We start from the raw sequence: 22,688 nt of genomic DNA, 5'->3' as shown, positions 1-22,688 counted from the left end.
GATGCCGCGCCGGCGCACACGTCAGACTCCGGCCAGCTGCGCTGAGGACTCGTGCGTGCGGATCGCGCGGTTCACGCACGACACGATCGCCTTGAGCGACGCGGTCGATATGTCGCCGTCGATGCCGACGCCCCACAGGCGCTCGCCCTCGACCTGCAGCTCGACGTACGCCGCGGCCTGGGCGTCGCCGCCCGCGCTGAGCGTGTGCTCGACGTAGTCGTACAGCGCCACCTCGAAGCCTCGGTCGCGCATGATCTCCAGGAACGCCGCGATCGGGCCGTTGCCGTTGCCGGACGCCTCGACACGCTCGTCGCCGTCGCGCAGCGAGACCTCCAGCGACACGTCGCCGGCGAGGTCGCTCTGGGTTCGCGTCGCGTAGAGCTCGAACCGGCCCCAGCGTTCCGCCGCAACCTCGGAGGGCAGGTACTCGTCGGTGAAGATGCGCCAGATCTGGTCGCTCGTGACCTCGCCGCCCTCGGCATCCGTCTTGGCCTGCACGACACCGGAGAACTCGATCTGCAGTCGCCGGGGCAGGTCCAGCGCGTGGTCGCTCTTCAGGAGGTACGCGACACCGCCCTTGCCGGACTGCGAGTTGACGCGGATGACCGCCTCGTAGGAACGACCGAGGTCTTTCGGGTCGATCGGCAGGTACGGCACGGCCCACTCGAGCTCGTCCACCGACACGCCTTCTTCGGCCGCTCGGGCATCCATCGCCTCGAAGCCCTTTTTGATGGCGTCCTGGTGCGAGCCGCTGAAGGCCGTGAAGACCAGGTCGCCCGCCCACGGGCTGCGCTCGTGCACCGGCAGCTGGTTGCAGTACTCCGCCGTGCGCTTCACGTGGTCGACGTCGCTGAAGTCGATCTGCGGATCGATGCCCTGCGTCAGCAGATTGATCCCCAGCGCGACCAGGTCGACGTTGCCAGTCCGCTCGCCGTTGCCGAAGAGGCAGCCCTCGATGCGGTCCGCCCCGGCCATGTAGCCGAGTTCGGCGGCCGCGATCGCGGTGCCGCGGTCGTTGTGGGGGTGCAGGGAGAGCACGACGTTCTCACGATGGGCGAGGTGCCGGCTCATCCACTCGATCGAGTCGGCGTAGACATTCGGCGTCGCCATCTCGACGGTGGCCGGCAGGTTGATGATGACCTTGCGGTCGGGGGTGGGCTCGAAGATCTCGATGACCTGATTGCACACGTCGACGGCGAACTCGAGCTCCGTGCCGGTGTAGCTCTCGGGCGAGTACTCGTAGTAGACCTTCGTCTCGGGGATCCGCTTCTCGAATTCGCGGCAGAGACGGGCTCCGTCGAGTGCGATGTCGATGATGCCCTGCTTGTCGGTGCGGAAGACGACCTCCCGCTGCAGCACGCTCGTCGAGTTGTACAGGTGCACGATCGCCTGCTTCGCTCCCGCGATCGACTCGTACGTCCGCTCGATCAGATGCTCACGCGCCTGGGTCAGAACCTGGATCGTGACATCGTGCGGGATGACGTCCTCCTCGATGAGGAGACGCACGAAATCGAAGTCGGTCTGGCTCGCCGAGGGGAAGCCGACCTCGATCTCCTTGTAGCCCATGCTGACCAGCAGATCGAACATGATGCGCTTGCGCTCGGGGCTCATCGGGTCGATGAGCGCCTGGTTGCCGTCGCGCAGGTCGACCGCGCACCAGCGCGGGGCCTTCGTGATGCGGGCGTCGGGCCAGGTGCGGTCGGGAACCTGGACGGCGATCTGCTCGTGATACGGCCGGTACTTGTGGATCGGCATGCCGGATGGCTTCTGAGAATTGTCCATGATGTCGCTTGCTCTCTCGTCAGATGAGGCGGGCCAACACCAAGCTCCGCGACGAGGAAGGCCCTAGAACGAGGACTCGTCGCGGCGGCTAAGAAGGAGCCGGCCGAAGCGCATGCGTCGATGATACCAGTCATGTCCGCCACGGGTTGCCCGCGGTTTCGTCTTGCGTGTATCTGGCAGGGGTGGAGGGCGCTCACTACTGTGTGCAGGGAAGGCGTCCGCAACGGATGCCGCGGAGCTTGGGTGAGGCGCCATGGGTTCCCACGACGCGAGGGTGTTCGAGGTCGTGGCGCTCGCGGCGGCTTTCCGCAATCCGCGCGGCCGGCCTTACATCGTCGAGTTCTTCCCGCGGTCTGTCGTCGACCTGTACGACGCGGTGGTCGCGGACTCCAGCTGGCGCTCGGCGAGCACGCTGACGCTGCAGGCGCTCGCCGTCGACCTCGTTCTGAGGATGCGGCCCGAGATCGCGGCGCGATATCAGGCGGATGTCGATGCCGGCGGGCTCGGCCTCGGTGCGGGTGAGGACGACGAGTTCGAGGCGGCTGCCCGTGACGTCGCTCTCGCGCTCGATCCGGTTCACGGACGCGCACCGGGCGACACCGTTGAGGCGTCGGCCGAGCCGCCGTCGAGCCGGCTGCCGATGGCCCCTCCGGCCGCACCCGACCCGGTGTCGGCCGGACCTCCCCCTGCCGCGGATCCCGCGCCGCCACGGCCGGCCGAGGCGGCGCCGGCCCCGCCTGGAGGAGACACCGTACAGACCTGGTTGAACGCCGAGCTCGATGGCGATCGGACCCGGATCCGCGTCGACGAGTCTCGCCTGCTCAGCGTGTTCTTCGACGTCGCGCGCAGCCGGCACGCCGTCGCAGCGGCATCCGCTCCGGTCGCCATTCCGTCGGAGCAGGAGACGCTGGACCTCACCGTGCAGGTCGTGAGCTCGGATTTCTCGGTTCCTCCGTTCTCGCAGCAGCTCCGCCTCAAGCGCGACGGCAAGTCAGTGAATCGGGCGTTCTTCGAGATCACGGCGCTGCACGCCGGCAGGAGTTCGCTGAGCGTCCTCGTCGATGTGAAAGGAAATTTCCTGCAGCGCCTGGACATGTCGTTCGACGTCGGCGGCGATGCGGCACCCGTCGTCGAGACCTACGGACGCCCCGCCGCGGCCGCGTCCGTGCTGGAGGAGCGGGTGGCGACGCTGCAGATCACGCCGGTCGCCGGCGGATACGAGCTCATCGCGCCTGGAGTGAGCCCGAACCCCGTTCAGATCTGGATCACCCCCGACGAGCTCGAAGCGCGCATCGAAGGGGTGCGCTCGACGCTGCTCGCCTCGGTCTCGAAAGAGGAGAACGCGTTCCACATCGATCTGGCCGAAGCCGAGCGCGACGCGCTCCTGCGCCAGCTGGCCTTCGAAGGGTTCCTGCTCTATCAGGCGATCTTCGCCGGACCGAACGCGTCGGCAGAGCTCAAGTCCATCGGGCGGTGGCTGCGGGAGAGCCTCGGTGCGGAGGTGGCGACGCTGCAGGTGGTCTCGATCGGCTTCCCCGTCCCCTGGCCGATGATGTACCTCGTAGACCGGTTCGACGCGGACCGCCTGTCGTGGGACAACTTCATCGGGATGCGGCACGTGGTCGAGCAGATCCCCATGGCTCGATTCGACGCGACGCCGCCCGCGCCCACGATCGAGTCGACGCCCGAGCTCAGCGTGCGGGTCCTCTACAACGACGGGATCGACGCGTCGATGCCCTCGCACCCCGTCGCCGCCCAGCGCGACTATTGGGGATCGCGCGGCGTGACGCTGACGGAGGGGACGCGCGCAGATGATCTCCTGAAAGTCGGACTCGCGCCCGGCGCGACGGACAAGGTGCTCTATCTGTTCTGCCATGCCGTCGCCAAGGCGAAGGATCCGGCTGACTCCCACTTGATCCTGTCCGGCGACGAGTCCGTGACCCTGGGGCAGCTCAGGGTGTTCGCGCCCGCCGACGACCTTCTGTCCAGCCATCCCCTCGTCTTCATCAACGCGTGCGAGTCGGGCGAGCTCTCGCCCAACTTCTACGACGGATTCGTCTCCTACTTCCTGTCGAAGGGAGCCCGGGGCGTCATCGGTACGGAGTGCAAGGCACCCGGCTACTTCGCGAGCGAATGGGCGAAGGCGTTCTTCGACGAGCTGTTCGCAGGGAAGACCCTCGGCACCGTGGTGCTGGAGCTGCGTCGCAGGTTCCTTGCGGAGCACAACAATCCGTACGGCCTGCTGTACGGCGTGCACTGCGATGCCGACACCGTCGTGGCCCCCGCCCTGCCCTCGGCCCGCTGATCCGGACGTCCGAAGCGAAAGGAATCCACCGTGTCACTGCGACGCATTCCCGGCAGTACTCAGCAGTACCACCTCATCACCTATGACAAGAAGGGCGCGGAGGTGCGCGATGAGGACGGCAGCATCGCCAGCGAGCGGGCGCTCGCCGACCTCGCGGATCCATCCGCCGGGGTCACCGACGTGTTCGTCCTCAGCCACGGCTGGCAGGGCGACTACGACGACGCGATCAGCCAGTACGACCGATGGATCGGCGCGGCCAATCCCGACACTGCCGGTGACGGCATCCGGCCGTTCCTCATCGGGGTGCACTGGCCGAGCAAGGCCTGGAGCGACCGTGAGCTCAAGAGCGGGCCTTCCGGCCTCCTCGGAGCGGCAGCCGAGGCACCCGATGCGATGACGGTGGACGAGGCGGTCGACGAGTACGCGGCGCAGCTGGGCGGATCGCCGGACGTCCGGCAGGCGTTGGCGACGATCCTCGCCTACGCCGCTGAGGTCGATCCCGACCAGGATGCCGAGGAGGACGATGAGCTGCCCCCGGAGATCGTCGACGCGTACCGCATTCTGGCAGCCCGGACGGATGCCGACGGTGGCGACGATCCGCTCCTCAGCGGCGGCTGGGACCCGGAAGAGGCTTTCGCCGCGGCGACCACGGGCGAGGGCGACGGCGGTCTCCTCGGCGAAGGCTGGTTCCGGAAGCTGCGGGAGGCGGTTCTGACGCCGCTGCGACAGCTCACCTTCTGGCACGGCAAGAATCAGGCCCGGGAGTTCGGCGAGGCGGGCGCGGCCCGGCTCGTGCGCTCCATTCTGCGTGCCAGTGATGCGCGCGTGCACCTTATGGGGCACAGCTTCGGCACCATCGTCATGGCGGCGGCCGTACGCGGACCGGGCGACGCGCCGGTGGCGCCGCCCCGCCCCGTCGAGTCGCTCTTCCTCGCGCAGGGCGCCGTGTCACTCTGGGCTTTCGCCGAGGAGGTGCCCGAGCGCTTCGGCGGCGGACGGGGCTACTTCGCCGACGTCGTCACTCCCGAATTCGTCTCGGGGCCGATCCTCGCGACGCGGTCGAAATGGGACTACGCGGTGGGGAAGTTCTATCCGCTCGCGGTCAAGGTCGCGGGGCAGTACCTGCTCGGCGACCTCCCCAAGTTCGGCGGCATCGGCACCTTCGGCATCCAGGGCGTGCCAGGGCTGGTGGAGCTGCCCCCGCTTCAACCGGGCGCGCGCGCCCGCATCGATTTCCAGCCGCACACCGTGTACAACATCGATGCGAGCGCGGTCATCGACGACGTGCAGGGTCCGGCCGGTGCGCACAACGACCTCGCCCATCCTGAGCTGTCCTGGCTCGGCTGGAGATCGGCTGTCTCCCGCGCGGGATGACCCGCCGATTCAGAAGCCGAGGCGCCCCAGCTGCTTCGGATCGCGCTGCCACTCCTTGGCGACCTTGACGTGCAGCGAGAGGTACACGCGGGATCCGATCAACGGCTCGATGCCGGCGCGGGCACGTCGGCCGACATCGGCCAGACGCGACCCTTTGTGCCCGATGATGATGGCCTTCTGGCTGTCGCGTTCGACCACGATGTCGGCGAAGATGTCGGTCAGGTCGGAGTCCTCGCGGGCGGCGATGTCCTGCACCACGACCGCGATCGAGTGCGGAAGCTCGTCGCGCACCCCCTCCAGCGCCGCTTCGCGGATGATCTCCGCGATGCGGTCGTCCACGGACTCGTCGGTCACGACCCCCTCGGGGTACAGCGGCGGGCCGACGGGCATGAGCGAGAGAACCTGGGCGGTGAGCACGTCGAGCTGCTCGTTCGTCAGCGCGGACAGCGGGATCACCGCAGCCCAGTCGTCGCGCAGCGCGTCCACGTCCAGCAGGCGCTCGGTGATCTGCTCGCGGGACGCGGCATCCGTCTTGGTGACGATCGCGATCTTCTTCGCGCGTGGATAGCCGTCGAGCGACTCGGCGATGCGGCGGTCGCCGGGGCCCACCTTCTCGGTCGCGGGGACGCAGAAGCCGATGACGTCGACGTCGCCGAGCACCTGCTCGACGAGGTGGTTCAGCCGCTCTCCCAGCAGCGTCCGCGGCCGGTGGATGCCCGGAGTGTCGACGATGACGAGCTGGCCGTCCGGTCTGTTCAGGATGCCGCGGATCGCGCGCCGTGTCGTCTGCGGCTTGTCGCTGGTGATCGCGACCTTCTCGCCCACCAGCGCGTTGGTCAGCGTCGACTTGCCGACGTTCGGTCGCCCGACGAAGGTGACGAACCCCGATCGGAAGTCTGGGGGCTGGTCGGCCATCACTGCCTCTCCCTGCGGCGTTCCGGCGCCACACTGATCTCTCCGGTGCGCGGCGTGCGCCCGCCGTTCGCGCTCTCGGCGGCATCCAGCGCATCGCTGCGCTCGACGAAGACCGTCGCGAGGCCCCGCCCGCGTCCGCGCGACGCGCCGCCCGTCATGACGAGTCCCTCGTACTCCGCCGTCGCTCCGGGCTGCGGGACGCGGCCGAGCGCCTTGCCCAGCAGTCCCCCGACCGAGTCGACGTCCTCGTCCGCGAGCTCCAGCCCGAACAGATCGCCGACCTCGTCCAGTCCGAGACGGGCGCTGACCCGGTACCTTCCCGGCTCGAGCTCGACCACCTCGTCCGCGCGCGGGTCGTACTCGTCCGCGATCTCGCCGACGAGCTCTTCGATGAGGTCCTCGAGGGTCACCAGGCCGGAAACGCCGCCGTACTCGTCCACGACCAGGCAGACGTGGACCGCGTCGCGCTTCATCTGCTGCAGGAGCGTCTCGGCCTTCATCGATTCGGGCACGAACACGGCCGGCCGCGCGATGCGGCTGATCGGCGCATCGCGCCATCCTGCTTCGTCGCGGAAGCCGAACTGCACGAGGTCCTTGAGGTACAGCACGCCGACGACGTCATCGGCGTCGTCGTCGACGATCGGGATGCGCGAGACGCCCTTCTCGAGGAAGATCCCCATCGCCTCGCGCGTCGACGCCGAGCCGTCCACCGTGACCATGTCCGTGCGGGGCACCATCACCGCGCGCACGAACGTGTCGGTGAAGTCGAAGACCGAGTGGATGAGCTCGCGGTCGTCCTCCTCGATGAGCTCGTTCTCGGCGGCCTCGTCGATGATGCTGAGCAGCTGCTCCTCGGAGGCGAACGACGATCCCCGAGCAGCGCCCGGGGTCACGCGGTTACCGAGCGCGACCAGGCCGTGTGCGAGCGGGCCGAGGAAGATGCGCACGCCGCGGATGACGGGCGCCGCGCCGCGCAGCAGCCCCTTGGCGTGCTGCCGACCGACCGTGCGCGGGCTGGCGCCCACCACCACGAAGGAGATTCCGGTCATCAGCACGGCAGCGGCGAGCATCGCCCACCAGATGCTGTCGAAGAGGATCGTGAACGCGACCGTGACGAGCACCGCGGCGGCGGTCTCGGCGAGGATGCGGATGAAGACGACGGCGTTCGCATGAGCTTCGGGGTCGATCGCGATCTTCTGCAGCGACGCGGCGTTGCGTCCGCCCGCTCCAAGGTCGGCGAGATCGCCTCGCGAGGTCACACCCAGAGCCGCATCTATCGCAGCCATCAGTCCGCCGAACGCGATCAGGAGAACTGCGGCGACGAGGAGCAGCGCAGCGGTCATGCGCGGGGTCGTCGTCGCTCGGCGACGTGGAAGCTCATGATGAGGTCGCTCTGCAGACCGAACATCTCGCGCTTCTCCTCCGGCTCCGCGTGATCGAAGCCGAGCAGGTGCAGCAGACCGTGGGTCGTCAGCAGGATCAGCTCGTCCACCGTCGAGTGCTTCGCTGCCGCAGCCTGGGTTTCGGCGACCTGCGGGCACAGCACGATGTCGCCCAGCAGGCCCGCCGGGGTCGGCATCTCCTCCGTGCCCGGGCGCAGCTCGTCCATCGGGAAGCTCAGCACGTCCGTCGGGCCGGGCTCATCCATCCACTGGACGTGCAGGGCCTCCATCGCACCCTCGTCGACGAGCAGGATGGCGACGTCCGCATCCGCGCTGACGTGCAGCTCGGCGAGGTTGTGCTCCATGAGACGCAGGAGCACGGTCTCGTCGACGGCGAAGCCCGACTCGTTGCTGATCTCGATCGTCATGAGTGACCCCGCTTGGGGAGGTGGTCGCGCGGGCCGGCCGAGAATCGTGCGCCCGTGCGCCGCTCGGCGCGATTGGCGAACTCCGACGCCTCGTCGCGCTCGCGCCGGCCGGCGAGCCGGCGTTCGTCGTACTCGGTGTACGCGTCGACGATGCGGCCGACGAGGGTATGGCGGACGACGTCGTCGCTCGTGAGATAGGCGAAGTGGATGTCGTCGATGCTGTTCAGTACGCGGGTGACGAGCCGGAGTCCGGACGCGCCCTGCGGGAGGTCGATCTGGGTGATGTCGCCCGTCACGACCATCCGCGTGCCGAACCCGAGCCGGGTCAGGAACATCTTCATCTGCTCGGGGGTGGTGTTCTGCGCCTCGTCGAGCACGACGAACGAGTCGTTCAGCGTCCGTCCGCGCATGTACGCGAGGGGGGCGACCTCGATCGTGCCGCTTGCCATCAGCTTCGGCACGAGCTCGGGGTCCATCATCTCGTTGAGGGCGTCGTAGAGAGGCCGCAGGTACGGGTCGATCTTGTCGTTGAGGGTGCCCGGCAGGAAGCCGAGCCGCTCCCCCGCCTCGACGGCGGGGCGCGTCAGGATGATCCGGCTGACCTCCTTGCGCTGCAGCGCCTGCACCGCCTTGGCCATCGCCAGGTAGGTCTTACCGGTGCCGGCAGGCCCGATCCCGAACACGATCGTGTTCTCCTCGATCGCGTCTACATACGCCTTCTGGCCGAGCGTCTTGGGGCGGATGATCCGCCCCCGCGACGACAGGATCGCCTCACCGAGCACTTCGGAGGGCCGAGGGCCGCCCTCGGACTGGAGGATGCGATTAGAGGACGAGACGTCGGACGGTCCGAGCGCGTGCCCAGCCTTGGTCATCGCGAGCAGTTCGTCGACGAGTCCCCGGGCGGCCGCCACGGCTGCGGCATCCCCTGTCAGGGTGATCTCGTTGCCGCGCACGTGCACGTCCACGTCGGGGTGCTCCCGCTCCACGACTCGAAGCAGCCGGTCCTGCGGACCGAGCAGTTGCACCATCGCCACGCCGTCGGCATAGACGCGCTCGACCGTCTCGCCGTCGCCGTCAGCCACCGAGACCCGCTTCGTCCAGGTCGCCCGACATGACGTGGGCATGGACGTGGAAGACGGTCTGGCCCGCACCGGGGCCGGTATTGAAGACGAGGCGGAAGTCACCGGCTCCGCTCTCCGCGGCCACCGCGTTGGCCAGGCCGACGAGCTCGGCGAGCAGGTCGGGATCGCCCGCGGCGAGCTCGACCACGTTGCGGTACTGCTCCGTCTTGGGGATCACCAGCAGGTGCACGGGCGCCTTCGGCGCGACATCCCGGATCGCGAACGCGTTCTCCGTCTCCGCCACGATCTCGGAGGGGATCTCTCCGTTCAGGATGCGGGTGAAGATCGACGTCTCGCTCATCGCCTCAGTCTATCGGGGGTGCTCACCAGCGGCCGAGGGCGGCGCTGACCACGGCGAGGGCCGCCGGTCCGGCCGTGGACGTGCGCAGCACGGTGTCGCCCATCCGGACGAGGGTGGCCCCCGCCGCCTCGAGCAGGGCGAGTTCGTCGGGCGCGATGCCGCCCTCGGGGCCCACGACGAGCAGCACGTCGCGCGGGTCGGCGGCGGACAGATCGAGGTCGGTCAGGCGCACCGTGGCCGCGGGCTCGAGGACGACGACACGGGATGCCGCGGCCCGCGCCGCCAGCGCAGCCGTCGTCGCAAGCGGCGACACGTCTGGAATCCACGCGCGGTGCGCCTGCTTCGCCGCTTCGCGGACGATCGACGACCAGCGCGAGCGTCCCTTCTCGGCCTTCGCGGCATCCCATCGTGAGACGCTGCGCGCAGCCTGCCAGGGCACGATCTCATCGACTCCGAGCTCCGTCGCCGCCTGGACCGCGAGCTCGTCGCGGTCTCCCTTGGCCAGCGCCTGGGCAAGCACGATCCGCGGAGCGGGAGCGGGGATGTCGGCGCGCGAGGCGATCCGGACGACCACCTCCCGCGGCGACACCTGCTCGCACGCCCCCGTGAGCCAGGTGCCGCGGCCGTCGCCGACCGTCACCTCCTCACCGACGCGCACGCGCCGCACCGCCACCGCGTGGTGCGCCTCGCCGCCGGACAGCACCACGGTATCGCCGGCCTGCGCATGCGTCGTCCCGGGAGTCGGCGCGTCCGTCGTCGCCGGGAGGAGGAAGTGCAGGGGCACCCGTCACCCGTTCCGGAAGCGGTCGCGTAGCTTGGCGAACAGGCCCTGGTGGAACTCGGCCAGCCGCGGCGGCGGCGCCTTCGTGCGCTTGGCGAAGTCCTCGATCAGCGCGCGCTCTCTCGCGTCCAGTCGCGTCGGGGTGACGACGTGCACGCCGACCCGCAGATCACCGCGCTGCGTGCCGCGCAGCGGCGTGATCCCGCGGCCCTTGATCGTGAGCACGTCGCCGCCCTGCACACCGGCGCGCAGCTCCAGGTCGACCGGGCCGTCCAGCGAGTCGATCGTCGTGGTCGTGCCGAGGATCGCGTCGGACATGGAGACCTCGAGCGTCGCGAGGAGGTCGTCTCCGTCGCGGCTGAACTCCTCGTGCGGCGAGACGGTGACCTCGATGTACAGGTCGCCGTTGGGCCCACCCGCCGGGCCGACTTCCCCCGAGCCGGGCAGCTGCAGCCGCAGGCCCGTCTCCACGCCCGCCGGGATGTCCAAAGACACCGTGCGCCGGGCCCGCACGCGGCCCTGACCCTGGCATGTGGCACAGGGGTACGGGATCGTCGTGCCGTAGCCCTGGCAGGATCCACAGGGCTGGCTCGTCACGACGTTGCCGAGCAGGCTCCGTACAGTCCGCTGCACGTGGCCGGAGCCATGGCAGATGTCGCAGGTGACCGGCGAGGTGCCGGGCTGCGTGCACGAACCCTTGCACGTGTCGCACAGCACGGCGGTGTCCACCTCGATGTCCCGGTGCACGCCGAAGACAACGTCCTTGAGGTCGAGCGTGACGCGCACGAGCGCATCCTGACCGCGTTCCCGTCGTGATCGCGGCCTGCCCGCCCGCTGGCCGCCGGCCGCGCCGAAGAACGTCTCGAAGATGTCGCCGAAGCCGCCGAAGCCGCCCTGCCCACCGCCGCCGAACGGCGAATCGCTGCCGCCCAGGTCGTAGCGCGCGCGCTGGTCGGGGTCGCTCAGCACGTCGTACGCGTGGGTCACCAGCTTGAAGCGCTCGGAAGCATCGTCCCCCGGATTCACGTCGGGGTGGAGTTCCCGCGCGAGGCGCCGGTACGCCTTCTTGATCTCGTCCGGCGTCGCGTCACGCGCGACTCCGAGCACCTCATAGTGGTCAGCCACAAATCGCCTTCCCGCCCGCGGACCGCGGGGATCGTCTGGTCACGGATGCCGCGTCAGCGGGCATTCTCGTCGTCGTCGAGCATCCGGGTGAGGTAGCGGGCGACGGCACGGACCGCCGCGAAGTTCGTCGGGTAGTCCATGCGCGTGGGTCCGAGCACTCCCACGCGAGCGCGCGCGCCGGTCGCATCGTACTCGCTGGCGACGACCGACGCCTCGCCCAGCCCGAACGGCTCGTTCTCGCGCCCGATGCTGGCGGCCAGACCGTGATCGTCCGCGACCATCTCGCTCATGAGCTTCATGAGGGTCACCTGCTCCTCGATGGCCTCGAGAAGGGGATAGATGCTTCCACGGAAATCCGACTCGCTGCGCGCGAGTGTCGCCGTGCCGGCCATCACCAGCCGGTCCTGACGGAACTCCTCGAGCTCCTCGGCGACCACGCGCACGACGGCGGTTGCCGCAGCATCCAATCGGGATGCCGCGGAGTCCGCCTGCGTCAGCCGCTCGTCCACCCGCTGCACACCCTCGCGCACCGGCCTGCCGACGATCAGGGATGCCACGTCTGAGCGCACCTGGGCGAGGTCGTCGTCGTCGAACTCGTCGTGGACGAACGCGAGGCGTTGCGAGACGCGCCCGGTGTCGGTGACGAGGATCACCAGCATCCGTCCGCCGCCGAGCTGTACGAGCTCGACATGCGAGATCGTCGCCCGTGCGAAGGACGGGTACTGCACGATCGCGACCTGGCCGGTCAGCTGCGTCAGCGCTCGCACCGTCCGCACGAGGACGTCGTCGAGGTCGCCGGGCCCGTCGAGGAAGGCCGAGATCGCGGCACGCTGCGCCGGTGAGAGCGGCCGCACGTCGGCCAGGTGGTCGACGAAGACGCGGTAGCCCTTGTCGGTGGGGACCCGGCCGGACGAGGTGTGCGGTGCCGCGATGAGCTCCTCGTCCTCGAGCAGGGCCATGTCGTTGCGGATCGTCGCCGCCGACACCCCGAAGGCGTGCCGTTCGACGATCGCCTTGCTGCCCACGGGTTCGCGCGTGTCGACGAAGTCCTGCACGATCGCCCGCAGCACCTGCAGACCTCGATCGGTGACCATCTCGCCTCCTCACGCGTCCGGCCGGACTGGCACTCCCATGATCTGAGTGCCAATTCTACCGGATCGCACCGGCCGTGAGCGGGAAGCGCGTCAGCCGGTGAGGGCACGTACGACGGCATCGGCGAGCAGCCGCCCACGCCGGGTGAGCACGATCCGGCCGTGCACTGCGGCAACGCCGTCGATGAGACCGTCGGCGATCAGGGAGGCCACGGTCGAGCGCCCTTCGCCGAGCAGCTCGGAGATCGGCAGGCCGTCCCGGATGCGGGTGCGGAGCATGACGCTCTCGAGTGCGGTCGCCGCCTGATCGGGCCGCTCGCGCGCTGCGACCGGAGACTCGCCCGCGGCGAGACGCTGCGCGTATGCGGCAGGGTGCTTGACATTCCAGAACCGTACGCCGGCGATGTGGCTGTGCGCGCCGGGGCCGAAGCCCCACCAGTCGGCTCCCTGCCAGTACGCCAGGTTGTGCCGCGAACGGTGCGCGTCGTCTCGCGCCCAGTTGGACACCTCGTACCACTCGTAGCCGGCGGTGCCGAGGAGGTCGTCCGCCAACTCGTACATGTCGGCTTGGAGGTCGTCGTCGGGCGGGGGAACCTCGCCTCGCCGGATCTGACGCGCGAGCTTCGTGCCGTCCTCCACGATGAGGGCGTAGGCCGACACGTGGTCCGGGTCGAGCGCCGCGGCGGCCTCCAACGACGAGCGCCAGTCCGACAGCGACTCCCCCGGCGCGCCGTAGATGAGATCGAGACTGACGTCGAGGCCGGCACGGCGGGCCGCGTCGACGGCGGTGCCGACGTTCGAGGGGACGTGGGTCCGATCGAGCGCGGCGAGCACGTGCGGGACGGCGGACTGCATGCCGATCGACAGTCGCGTGACCCCGGATGCCGCCAGCTCGACGGCGACGGCATCCGTGACCGTGTCGGGATTCGCCTCGACGGTGACCTCAGCATCGGCCTGGATGCCGAACGCGGCGCGGACGCCGTCGAGCATGCGACCGAGGTCCCCCGGGGGCAGCAGCGTCGGAGTCCCGCCGCCGAAGAACACCGTCGCAGGGGAACGGAGGGGGCCGGCGTCGGCGAGCACGGTGCGTGCGAGAGCGACCTCCCGCAGAAGCGTGTCGGCGTACTGGTCCTGCCGCGCACCGCGGAGCTCGCCGGCCGTGTAGGTGTTGAAGTCGCAGTAGCCGCACCGCACCCGGCAGAACGGCACGTGCAGGTACACCCCGAACGGGGCGGCGCTGTCGATCTCGACCGGGAGCGAACCGTCGCGCGGCGCCGGCTCGCCTACCGGGAGCGCGGAGCCCATCAGGCAGGGGTCGCGTACAGCGGCGAGATCGCGCGCAGATAGCGCGTGAACAGCTCCCGCCGGCGCCGGCGGATCAGCCCGCGGAAGACGCGGTAAAGGAGCGCGGAGGGCGCGTCGAACGCCCGCACCGTGAACCACACCTCGTCGTTGTCGTACCACTGGAGCATGAAGGACTCCTCGCCGCTGACGACGGAGCCTCCCACGGTCCCCAGGGCGAACCCGACTCGGCGCGGCTCCTCGATCGAGAAGATCACCCGCAGTTCGGCATCCGCGCTCATGCCGCGGACGCGCCCGTGCACATGCACGGTCGTACCGGGGCCGACGTAGGGCGTGCCGTCGCTGTCGAATCGCTGGTCGGCTTCGAGTCGGCTCGGAGCGAGCGGGTGTCCTTCGGCGTCGAAGCTCACGCCGGAGTACATCGGTCCGGCAGCGGGTCGCACGTCGCTCAGTTCGAGACCCGCACCGCGCTGCGCGCTCCACGACAGCAGGGCGTCGCCGGCGGTGCGGAATCGCGCCTCACCGCTGCCGATGCGCCACGACTCCTCGGCGGGGATGCTGCGCTCCGGGGGGAAGTGCATCAGGTCGGCCGCCTGAGTCGCCCCGACGGCGGCGTAGTCGACGGTCTCGTCCCTGAAGGTCCCGCGGCGCATGGATTCCAGCCTACTTCGGGTTCCTGAGGGCACCATCCGGCGCTCCCGAGAGACTATTTCTTGTCCTTGCCTTCGGTGTCGCCCGAGAGCGCGGCGATGAACGCCTCCTGAGGGACCTCGACGCGTCCGACCATCTTCATGCGCTTCTTGCCCTCCTTCTGCTTCTCGAGCAGCTTGCGCTTGCGCGTGATGTCGCCGCCGTAGCATTTGGCCAGCACGTCCTTGCGCATCGCGCGGATCGACTCGCGGGCGATGATCCGTGCGCCGATCGCCGCCTGGATGGGCACCTCGAACTGCTGGCGCGGAATGAGCTTCTTCAACCGTTCGGTCATCAGCACGCCGTACGCGTACGCCTTGTCGCGGTGCACGATCGCGCTGAAGGCGTCGACCGGCTCGCCCTGCAACAGGATGTCGACCTTCACCAGGTCCGCTTCCTGGTCGCCGCTGGGCTCGTAGTCCAGCGAGGCGTAGCCGGCGGTCTTGGACTTCAGGTTGTCGAAGAAGTCGAACACGATCTCGCCGAGCGGCATCGTGTACCGGATCTCGACGCGGTCCTCGCCGAGGTACTCCATGCCCAGCAGCGTGCCCCGCCGTGACTGGCACAGCTCCATGATGGTCCCGACGTAGTCCTTCGGCGCGAGGATCGCGGCCTTGACCATGGGCTCGGTGACACTGGCGATCTTGGTACCCGAGGGGAACTCGCTGGGGTTGGTGACGGTGTAGCGCTTGGAATCGTCCGTGGTCACCTCGTACGTCACCGACGGAGCCGTCGAGATGAGGTCGAGACCGAACTCGCGTTCGAGGCGCTCGGTGACGATCTCGAGGTGCAGAAGCCCGAGGAACCCGCAGCGGAATCCGAACCCGAGGGCGACCGAGGTCTCGGGCTCGTAGTTGAGGGACGCATCGGACAGCTTCAGCTTGTCCAGCGCCTCGCGCAGCACCGGGTAGTCACTGCCGTCGATCGGATACAGCCCGGAGAACACCATCGGCTTCGGGTCGGTGTACCCGGGCAGTGCGTGCTGCGACGGCTTGGCGGCGCTGGTGACGGTGTCGCCGACCTTGGACTGGCGCACGTCCTTCACGCCGGTGATCAGATACCCCACCTCGCCGACGCCGAGCCCTTTGGTAGGGGTCGGCTCGGGAGAGGAGACGCCGATCTCCAGTAGCTCGTGCACCGCGCGGGTGGACATCATCTGGATGCGCTCGCGCGGACTCAGCTTGCCGTCGATCATCCGCACGTAGGTGATGACCCCGCGGTACGAGTCGTACACCGAGTCGAAGATCATGGCTCGCGACGGTGCATCAGGGTCGCCCTTCGGGGAGGGGATCTGGTCCACCACGTGGCTCAGCAGCTCCTCGACGCCGAGACCGGTCTTGCCGCTGACGCGCAGCACATCCTCGGGGCGGCCGCCGATCAGGCTGGCGAGCTCTTTCGCGTATTTGTCGGGGTCCGCCGCCGGGAGGTCGATCTTGTTCAGCACCGGGATGACGTGCAGGTCGTTCTCCAGGGCCAGATAGAGGTTCGCGAGGGTCTGCGCCTCGATGCCCTGCGCCGCATCCACCAGCAGGATGGCCCCCTCGCAGGCTGCGAGCGAACGGCTCACCTCGTAGGTGAAGTCGACGTGTCCCGGCGTGTCGATCATGTTGAGCGCATACGTCTGACCGTTCAGCTGCCACGGCATGCGCACCGCCTGGCTCTTGATCGTGATCCCGCGTTCGCGTTCGATGTCCATGCGGTCGAGGTACTGCGCGCGCATGTCGCGATCCGAGACCACGCCGGTGATCTGCAGCATGCGGTCGGCAAGCGTCGATTTGCCGTGATCGATGTGAGCGATGATGCAGAAGTTGCGGATCAGCTCAGGCGGGGTCGCGGACGGCTCGAGGGGCTTGTGGGCGCGCGGTGACATATGAAGCCAGTCTACGGGGAGGTCCGCTCCGCCATATCCTGAGCGGATGGTCGTGCAGCTCGTGTTCGTGCACGGCATCCGGACGTCCGCCACCATGTGGCGCGCGCAGGTGGCGGCCATGCACGAGCGCGGCAATCCTGCGACGGCCGTGGACCTGCCCGGTCACGGAAGCAGGATGGCGGAGGAATTCACGCTCGAGTCGGCGTTCGAGACGATCGACACGGCGGTCCGGGATGCCGCCACGCACGGACCCGTTCTGCTGGTGGGCCATTCGATGGGCGGGCTGCTGTGCATCGAATACGCCGGGCAGGAGGATCCGCCGCCCGTCGCGGGGTTCGTGGCGGCGTCGTGCACCTCCATCCCACGAGGACTCGGACTGCACGCCTATCGGGCGTTCGCGCGGGGATTGGACTCGCTCCCCGACCGGGGCATGTGGTTCACCAGGCGCATGCTCGACAGCACCCTTCCTCCGGAGACGCGAGCAGACTTCGGCGCCGGCGGCTACGCGTTCGACACGCAGCACACGGCCATGCGCAGCCTCCCCGTGCTGGATCTGCTCGCGGCGCTGGGCCGGATCACGGTGCCGCTATGGTTCGTGAACGGACAGTACGATCAGCTGCGCGTGAACGAGCGGCTGTTCCAGCGCATCGCGCCGCACGCCGAGCTGATCGTCGTGCCGCGCACGACTCATCTGGTCAGCGCCATGCGTCCGCGGGTGTTCAACGCGGTGCTCGGTCTCGCGATCGCAACGATCGACTCGCGGCAGGATCAGGCCTCGCAGGATCCCTGATAGACTCGGTGATTGGCTTGCGTGTGGGCGTCCACCCTCACGACCGCCGTGCGGCATCCCTCTCCTGCCACTCGGCATCTCACATCGATCACTCCGAACGAAAGAACGTCGACAAACGTGGCAAACATCAAGTCGCAGATCAAGCGCAACAAGACCAACGACAAGGCGCACGAGCGCAACAAGGCCGTCAAGAGCGAGCTGCGCACCGAGGTGCGCCGCACCCGCGAGGCCGTCGCCGCCGGTGACAAGGCCGCAGCCGAGAAGTCCCTCGCCAAGGCGACCAAGAAGCTCGACAAGGCCGCCAGCAAGGGCGTCATCCACGCGAACCAGGCGGCGAACCGCAAGTCGGCCATCGCCAAGCAGGTCGCCGCGCTCTGAGCACTGCTGCTCTTGAAGGCCCGTCCCGGTTGGGGCGGGCTTTCGTCATTCCGCGTCGCTCGCGTCGCGATCGCCTACTCCAGGAACCGCCCTTCGATACGGCGCTGACGCGCCTACTCAGGAACCGAAGGGTTCCCTGGTCGCGATCACGGTGACGAGCCGCTCCAGCGCGAAGACGCTGTCGCGTGAGCCGCCCTTCACCTCGACATCCGCTCGAGCGGTCGCCTGGATCGCCATGCCCAGCGTCGCGTCGGACCACCCCGACAGATCCCTGCGTGCGCGGTCGACCTGCCAGTCCTTGAGCCCCAGTCGAGCGGCCAGCGCTCCAGAGGACTCTCGCGTGCCCGCGACGCGCGCCATCGTGCGCAGCTTGGATGCGATCGCAGCCACCAGGGGCACGGGGTCGGCGCCCGACGCAAGCGCGTGCCGCAAAGAGATGAGCGCCTCGCCGTAGCGGCCGGCGATCGCCGTGTCGGCGACTGCGAATGCCGACGTTTCGACCCGTCCGCCGTAGTACCGCTCGACGATCTGCTCGGTCACATCACCTGGCACATCCGAGATCAGCTGCTGACAGGCTGCAGCCAGCTCGGTGAGGTCATCGGCGAACGCGGAGACGAGGGTGCGCAGCGCAACGGGCGCGATCCGCTTGCGGGCCGCGGAGAACTCCCCCGCCGCGAAGTCGAAGCGGTCGGAGTCGCGCTTGACCGCAGGACACGCGATCTCGATGCCCCCGCCGTCGCCGGCACGGATCGCGTCCAGCAGCTTCTTGCCGCGCACGGTGGCACCGGTGTGGCGCAGCACGACCGTCGCGCCTTCCTGAGGAGCCGCGAGGTACGAGACCGCTTCGGCGAGGAAGGCGTCGGAGCACTTCTCCACGCCCGTGACGCGCACCAGCCGGGGCTCCCCGAACAGCGACGGGGAGGTCACACCCAGGAGGGTGCCTGCGACGTAATCGTCAGCACGGACGTCGGTGACCTCCAGGCTCGGGTCTTCGGCGCGGAGATAGTCGCGGATGCCGGCGATCGCGCGCTCCGCGCACACATCTTCCGGCCCGGATACGAGCACGATCGGTGCGGGCTGCGGCGCGCGCCACGACACCTGCGGGATGGTCGTGCGCGCCTTTCCCGCCGGGGTGCGTCGCGCGCTCGTCGCCATGCTCCCAGCCTACCCAGGGGCTGCGACCCCGCCGCCGCGCTCCCGCCACACCATCAGCGCAGATGCACTCCGCCACAGGGCGATCAGCCCCTCGTCATCGGTGCGCGCGGTTCGGGCGCCGAGGTCGCGCAGCGCATCCAGGATCTCGCGGCGCGGGTGCCCGTAGGTGTTGTCGGCACCGACGGTGACGAGCGCGAGCGCCGGGTGCGCGAGCACGTAGAGCGCGGCGTCCTGGTCAGCACTCCCGTGGTGGGCGACCTTGACCACGTCGTAGGGCGGGTCCAGCGCATCGGATGCCGCCAGGGCACGCTGCGGCGACGCGGACAGGTCGCCGAGGAACAGCGAGGTCGGCAGACCTGGGCCGCGGATGTCGACGACGACACTGGCGTCGTTTCCGGTCGGGAACGCGCGACTCTCCACGGGTGGCCAGATCACGCGCCAAGCCGCGCGGCCGAGCGTTCCGCTTCGACCGGAGTGGACCTCCAGCGTCCGGGCACCCCCGGCCTCGAGCCGCGACAGCAGTCGCGCGTCGTCGGCCGACGCGATCGGACCGTGGAGCGCGGTGACGGTCCGCCCGACCACGGCATCCAGGCCACCGACGTGATCGAGATCGAAATGGGTGAGCACCAGCAGGTCGATGCGGCCGATGCCCGCGCGATCGAGACAGCGCCCGAGCGCTTCCGGCTCGGGGCCGGTGTCGATCAGCGCGACGGCGCCGGCGGAGCGGATCAGGACGGCGTCACCCTGGCCGACGTCGCACGCGATCACGCTCCACGCCGAGGGCAGCGTCCACCGGCCCGCGAAGGAAGACAGCGCGGCTCCGCCGGCGACGACGCCCGCGACGATCGCGACCACGACGACGGACATCATGCGCGTGCGCTTCCATCCGCGCCGTCCGGCGCGCGGTGCGGCGACGAGGATCCCGATGGCGATGCTCACGACGGTCAGGGCCACGACCCCGGGCCAGCCCTCCCACCAGGAGACCTGGCCTCCGGGAAGCGCGCTGAAGGTCTGCGCCGTCCCCGCGATCCACGCGGCCGGCAGCCATGCGATCGCGGTCAGGCCGGCCTGAATCCAGGGAAGCGGCGCCGTGACGCAGGCCGCAAGCCCTATGACGGTGGCCAGAGGCGCCGCCGGCGCCGCGAGGAGATTCGCGGCGACTCCGTACACCGGCACGCTGGGCGTGATCACGATCAGGAGCGGACCGCAGGCGAGCTGGGCGGCGAGCGGCACCGACAGCGCCAGCGCGAGAGCCCTGGGCATCCATCTCTCGAGGCCTGAGGCGAGCGGGCGTGCGAACAGCAGCAGCGAAGAAGTCGCCACCGCCGACAACGCGAAGCCGAGGGAACCGGCCAGCCATGGATCGGTGACCAGGAGCACGGTCACGGCCAGCGCGAGCACGCTCATCCCGGCGCCGGTGCGACCGATCAGCACGCCGATCATCGCAATGGCGGCCATCGCACCGGCCCGCACGACGCTGGGCTCGGGCGTGACCAGCAGAACGAAGCCCGCGAGTGTCGCGAGTCCGCCGCCCACCCGGGCGCGGCGCGATCCTCCGGCCGCCGCCACGGCGCCGAAGGCGAGCCCGACGACGATCGCACAGTTCGCCCCGGACACCGCGGTGAGGTGCGACAGAGATGAGGCCTTCATCGCGTGGTCGAGGTCTGCCGTCACGGCGGAGGTGTCCCCGACCGCGAGCCCCGGGATCAGCCCCGCACCGGGTGGCGGAAGCCCGTCGGCCGAAGCGACGAGTCCGCGACGCAGATCGGCCGTGACGGCGAGCAGGCCAGGCGGCGCCGCCGTCACCTCCACGCCATGGGATGCCGTGACCGCGAGCACCGCGCGGTCGCCGGCAGGCCCAGGTCGCGCGGTGCCCCGCACCTCCACCTGAGCACCTACATCGAGGTCGTCCCGCCGATCGACCTCTACGGGCTGCACGCCGACCGCGACGTCGAAGCGGACGGCGTCGGCGACCGGACCCGTGACCAGGCGGGTCGCGACCGCGTCGAACCCCCATTCACCCGTCGCCCGCGTCTCGACCTTGCCGGTCACGATCGCCTGGAGGATGACCGCGCGGCCGCCCCCGAGGGCGAAGCGCTCCGCCTCGGCGCGCGCAGGCTGTGCCAGGGCCCCATGAGATGCCGCGGCGGCGGCCGCGACGAGAGCGAGCACCACGATGGCGCCGGAGTGGCCGATGCGCCGCCGCATCCGACCCGACCTGCCTGCCTGCACGATGCTCGCGAGTGCGAGCAGCGACAGCGTCCACAGCGCCAGGGCGACGGGCGCTCCCGCACCGGGATGCATGGTCGTGACCAGCGCCGCCGCCCACGCGGCCAGGGCCACCGGGACGAGCCGGAGGTGAGCGCTCGGCCGACTCGTCATGGTCACGCCGTGACGAGGTCGCGGAGCGTCTCGAGCATCTTGTCGCCGATCCCCGGCACGGCCAGGAGGTCCTCGACGCTGGTGAACCGACCGTTCGCCTCGCGCCACTCGATGATCCGCGCGGCCATCGCGGGGCCGATGCGCGGGAGTGTGTCCAGTTGCGCGGCATCCGCGGTGTTGAGGTTGACCCGCCCGTCGCCGGGCGCCGCCGCGTCTTGCGGCTGCGAGACCTCGCCTGCGGCGGGCACGTGCAGCTGCTCCCCGTCGCTCAGGGGACGCGCGAGGTTGACCGCCGCCTCATCGGCGCCGGGCGCGAATCCGCCTGCCGCCGCGATCGCGTCGACCACGCGAGCGCCCTCGCCGAGGACGTACAGCCCCGGCGTGGCGACGGCGCCGGACACGTGCACGAAGACGGATGCCGCCGGCGCGGCATCCGTTTCGACGGCGTCGTCGGTGGTGACCGTCTCGATCGGTGCGGAAGCCCCGCGCAGGATGCCGATCGCGACGGTGATCGTCAGCGCGAGCAGCACCACCACGATGGCCGCCCCCAGGCCCAAGCGCGCCCGAGGACTCGCACCGCCCCTGCGGGGTTGCTCGGCAGTCGACACACGGCCGAACGTACGACGGTGCCGTGCAGCCGCGCCCGCCAGGTCGCCGGCCGGTGGAGGACGTCGACCGGAGAGGGCCTGGGGAGGATCAGCTGGTGCTGAAGCTGACCACCTTCGGCGGGCGGACGACCGTTCGGGTGACGTCGCGGCCCGCCAGCGCCCGCTGGATGCGGGCATCATCGCGCGCGAGTGCCTCCAGCTTCGCCGGATCTATCCGCGCCGACACTTCCAGGGTCGCCCGCACCTTGCCGTCGACCTGCACGACCGTGGTCACGGTGTCCTCCACGAGCAGCGTCGCGTCGGGCTGCCGCCACGGAACGAGGCCGACGAACGGCTGGTAGCCGAGAATCTCCCACATCTCCTCGGCAGTGTGCGGAGCGAACAGGTCAAGGACCATCGCGGTCACCTCGGCCGCTTCGCGGACGGCCGGATCCCGAGGGCCGGCACCGGTGTCGATCACCTTTCGGGTGGCGTTGACGAGCTCCATCAGCCGCGCGATGACGACGTTGAACTTCGTCTGCTCGACCAGCCCGGGCGCATCGGCCAGCAGTCGGTGCGTCACGCGCCGCAGACCCTGATCGCCTTCAGCCCAGATCACGTCCGGGCTGCTGTCGACGTCCTTGGCGACGCGCCACGCCCGCGCGAGGAACTTCTGGGCTCCGGTGGTGGACACGTCCTCCCAGTTGATGTCGTCCTCGACCGGTCCGGCGAACGCGATCGCGACGCGTACCGCGTCGGCTCCGGGGTCGATCATGCTGGAGGCGAACTCGACCAGGTTGCCCTTGCTCTTCGACATCTTGGAGCCGGACAGCAGGACCATGCCCTGATTGACCAGGGTCGAGAACGGTTCGGTGAAGTCGATCAACCCGATGTCGAACAGTACCTTCGTGATGAATCGCGCGTAGAGC

General features: G+C 69.6%; 20 protein-coding genes. 4 read left to right on the top strand and 16 right to left on the bottom strand.

Features of this window, described 5'->3' with window-relative positions:
• Positions 1-21: 21 nt before the first annotated feature.
• Entirely contained in the window at positions 22-1,782 is a 1,761-nt protein-coding gene (gene leuA / locus VFX99_RS01980; protein WP_329664640.1) for a 2-isopropylmalate synthase, read from the bottom strand.
• Between the two features lie 253 nt (positions 1,783-2,035).
• On the opposite strand from leuA, the gene VFX99_RS01975 reads away from it, so the two are divergent.
• Entirely contained in the window at positions 2,036-4,087 is a 2,052-nt protein-coding gene (locus VFX99_RS01975; RefSeq protein ID WP_329664639.1) for a CHAT domain-containing protein, read from the top strand.
• 30 nt (positions 4,088-4,117) lie between these two features.
• Positions 4,118-5,461: a hypothetical protein gene (locus VFX99_RS01970; protein WP_329664638.1), complete on the top strand. Its 1,344-nt coding sequence runs from the start codon at positions 4,118-4,120 to the stop codon at positions 5,459-5,461.
• A gap of 9 nt (positions 5,462-5,470) precedes the next feature.
• Here the strand turns inward: VFX99_RS01970 and era are convergent, their stop codons facing one another.
• From era to lepA, 11 genes are all read right to left on the bottom strand, one after another.
• Positions 5,471-6,376 (bottom strand): GTPase Era, encoded by a 906-nt coding sequence (gene era, locus VFX99_RS01965; RefSeq protein ID WP_329664637.1) that lies wholly within the window; start codon positions 6,374-6,376, stop codon positions 5,471-5,473.
• Complete coding sequence (locus VFX99_RS01960) at positions 6,376-7,719, bottom strand: hemolysin family protein (protein ID WP_329664636.1); 1,344 nt, start codon at positions 7,717-7,719, stop codon at positions 6,376-6,378. The genes era and VFX99_RS01960 overlap by 1 nt, the downstream gene beginning before the upstream one ends.
• The gene (gene ybeY, locus VFX99_RS01955) at positions 7,716-8,186 is read right to left on the bottom strand and encodes an rRNA maturation RNase YbeY (protein WP_329664635.1); all 471 of its coding nucleotides are present in this window, start codon (positions 8,184-8,186) and stop codon (positions 7,716-7,718) included. Before ybeY ends, VFX99_RS01960 begins: the two co-directional genes overlap by 4 nt.
• Positions 8,183-9,214: a PhoH family protein gene (locus VFX99_RS01950; RefSeq protein WP_329664642.1), complete on the bottom strand. Its 1,032-nt coding sequence runs from the start codon at positions 9,212-9,214 to the stop codon at positions 8,183-8,185. Before VFX99_RS01950 ends, ybeY begins: the two co-directional genes overlap by 4 nt.
• Before the next feature lie 46 nt (positions 9,215-9,260).
• On the bottom strand, positions 9,261-9,608 hold the full coding sequence (locus VFX99_RS01945; protein WP_329664634.1) for an HIT domain-containing protein: 348 nt from the start codon (positions 9,606-9,608) through the stop codon (positions 9,261-9,263).
• Between the two features lie 22 nt (positions 9,609-9,630).
• A complete protein-coding gene (locus VFX99_RS01940) occupies positions 9,631-10,392 on the bottom strand; it encodes a 16S rRNA (uracil(1498)-N(3))-methyltransferase (RefSeq protein ID WP_414684309.1) in 762 nt (253 codons plus the stop codon).
• A 3-nt stretch (positions 10,393-10,395) separates the two neighbouring features.
• Positions 10,396-11,514 carry a molecular chaperone DnaJ gene (gene dnaJ, locus VFX99_RS01935; protein ID WP_329664633.1) on the bottom strand — a complete coding sequence of 373 codons (1,119 nt, stop codon included), beginning with the start codon at positions 11,512-11,514 and terminating at the stop codon, positions 10,396-10,398.
• A 53-nt stretch (positions 11,515-11,567) separates the two neighbouring features.
• The gene (gene hrcA / locus VFX99_RS01930; RefSeq protein ID WP_329664632.1) at positions 11,568-12,608 is read right to left on the bottom strand and encodes a heat-inducible transcriptional repressor HrcA; all 1,041 of its coding nucleotides are present in this window, start codon (positions 12,606-12,608) and stop codon (positions 11,568-11,570) included.
• A 90-nt stretch (positions 12,609-12,698) separates the two neighbouring features.
• Positions 12,699-13,910 carry a radical SAM family heme chaperone HemW gene (gene hemW, locus VFX99_RS01925; protein ID WP_329664631.1) on the bottom strand — a complete coding sequence of 404 codons (1,212 nt, stop codon included), beginning with the start codon at positions 13,908-13,910 and terminating at the stop codon, positions 12,699-12,701.
• Positions 13,910-14,560 (bottom strand): DUF1990 family protein, encoded by a 651-nt coding sequence (locus VFX99_RS01920; protein WP_329664630.1) that lies wholly within the window; start codon positions 14,558-14,560, stop codon positions 13,910-13,912. The genes hemW and VFX99_RS01920 overlap by 1 nt, the downstream gene beginning before the upstream one ends.
• Positions 14,561-14,613: 53 nt before the next feature.
• Positions 14,614-16,467 carry a translation elongation factor 4 gene (lepA, locus tag VFX99_RS01915; protein ID WP_329664629.1) on the bottom strand — a complete coding sequence of 618 codons (1,854 nt, stop codon included), beginning with the start codon at positions 16,465-16,467 and terminating at the stop codon, positions 14,614-14,616.
• A gap of 46 nt (positions 16,468-16,513) precedes the next feature.
• On the opposite strand from lepA, the gene VFX99_RS01910 reads away from it, so the two are divergent.
• A complete protein-coding gene (locus VFX99_RS01910) occupies positions 16,514-17,257 on the top strand; it encodes an alpha/beta hydrolase (protein WP_329664628.1) in 744 nt (247 codons plus the stop codon).
• 117 nt (positions 17,258-17,374) lie between these two features.
• On the top strand, positions 17,375-17,635 hold the full coding sequence (gene rpsT / locus VFX99_RS01905) for a 30S ribosomal protein S20 (RefSeq protein WP_329664627.1): 261 nt from the start codon (positions 17,375-17,377) through the stop codon (positions 17,633-17,635).
• A 117-nt stretch (positions 17,636-17,752) separates the two neighbouring features.
• Here the strand turns inward: rpsT and holA are convergent, their stop codons facing one another.
• From holA to VFX99_RS01885, 4 genes are all read right to left on the bottom strand, one after another.
• Positions 17,753-18,790, bottom strand: a complete 1,038-nt coding sequence (holA, locus tag VFX99_RS01900; protein WP_329664626.1) for a DNA polymerase III subunit delta — start codon at positions 18,788-18,790, stop codon at positions 17,753-17,755.
• Positions 18,791-18,799: 9 nt separating this feature from the next.
• Positions 18,800-21,172, bottom strand: coding sequence for a ComEC/Rec2 family competence protein (locus VFX99_RS01895; RefSeq protein WP_329664625.1), 2,373 nt, complete (start codon positions 21,170-21,172; stop codon positions 18,800-18,802).
• A 2-nt stretch (positions 21,173-21,174) separates the two neighbouring features.
• Positions 21,175-21,780: a ComEA family DNA-binding protein gene (locus VFX99_RS01890; RefSeq protein ID WP_329664624.1), complete on the bottom strand. Its 606-nt coding sequence runs from the start codon at positions 21,778-21,780 to the stop codon at positions 21,175-21,177.
• Positions 21,781-21,868: 88 nt separating this feature from the next.
• A partial coding sequence (locus VFX99_RS01885; protein ID WP_329664623.1) for a class I tRNA ligase family protein occupies positions 21,869-22,688 on the bottom strand: 820 nt, incomplete at its 5' end.

This window comes from Microbacterium sp., from assembly GCF_036277215.1.
In the GTDB taxonomy this organism is placed as follows: domain Bacteria; phylum Actinomycetota; class Actinomycetes; order Actinomycetales; family Microbacteriaceae; genus Microbacterium.
Note: the sequence above shows the minus strand (reverse complement) of the source record. Positions and strands in the feature narration are given on the sequence as shown.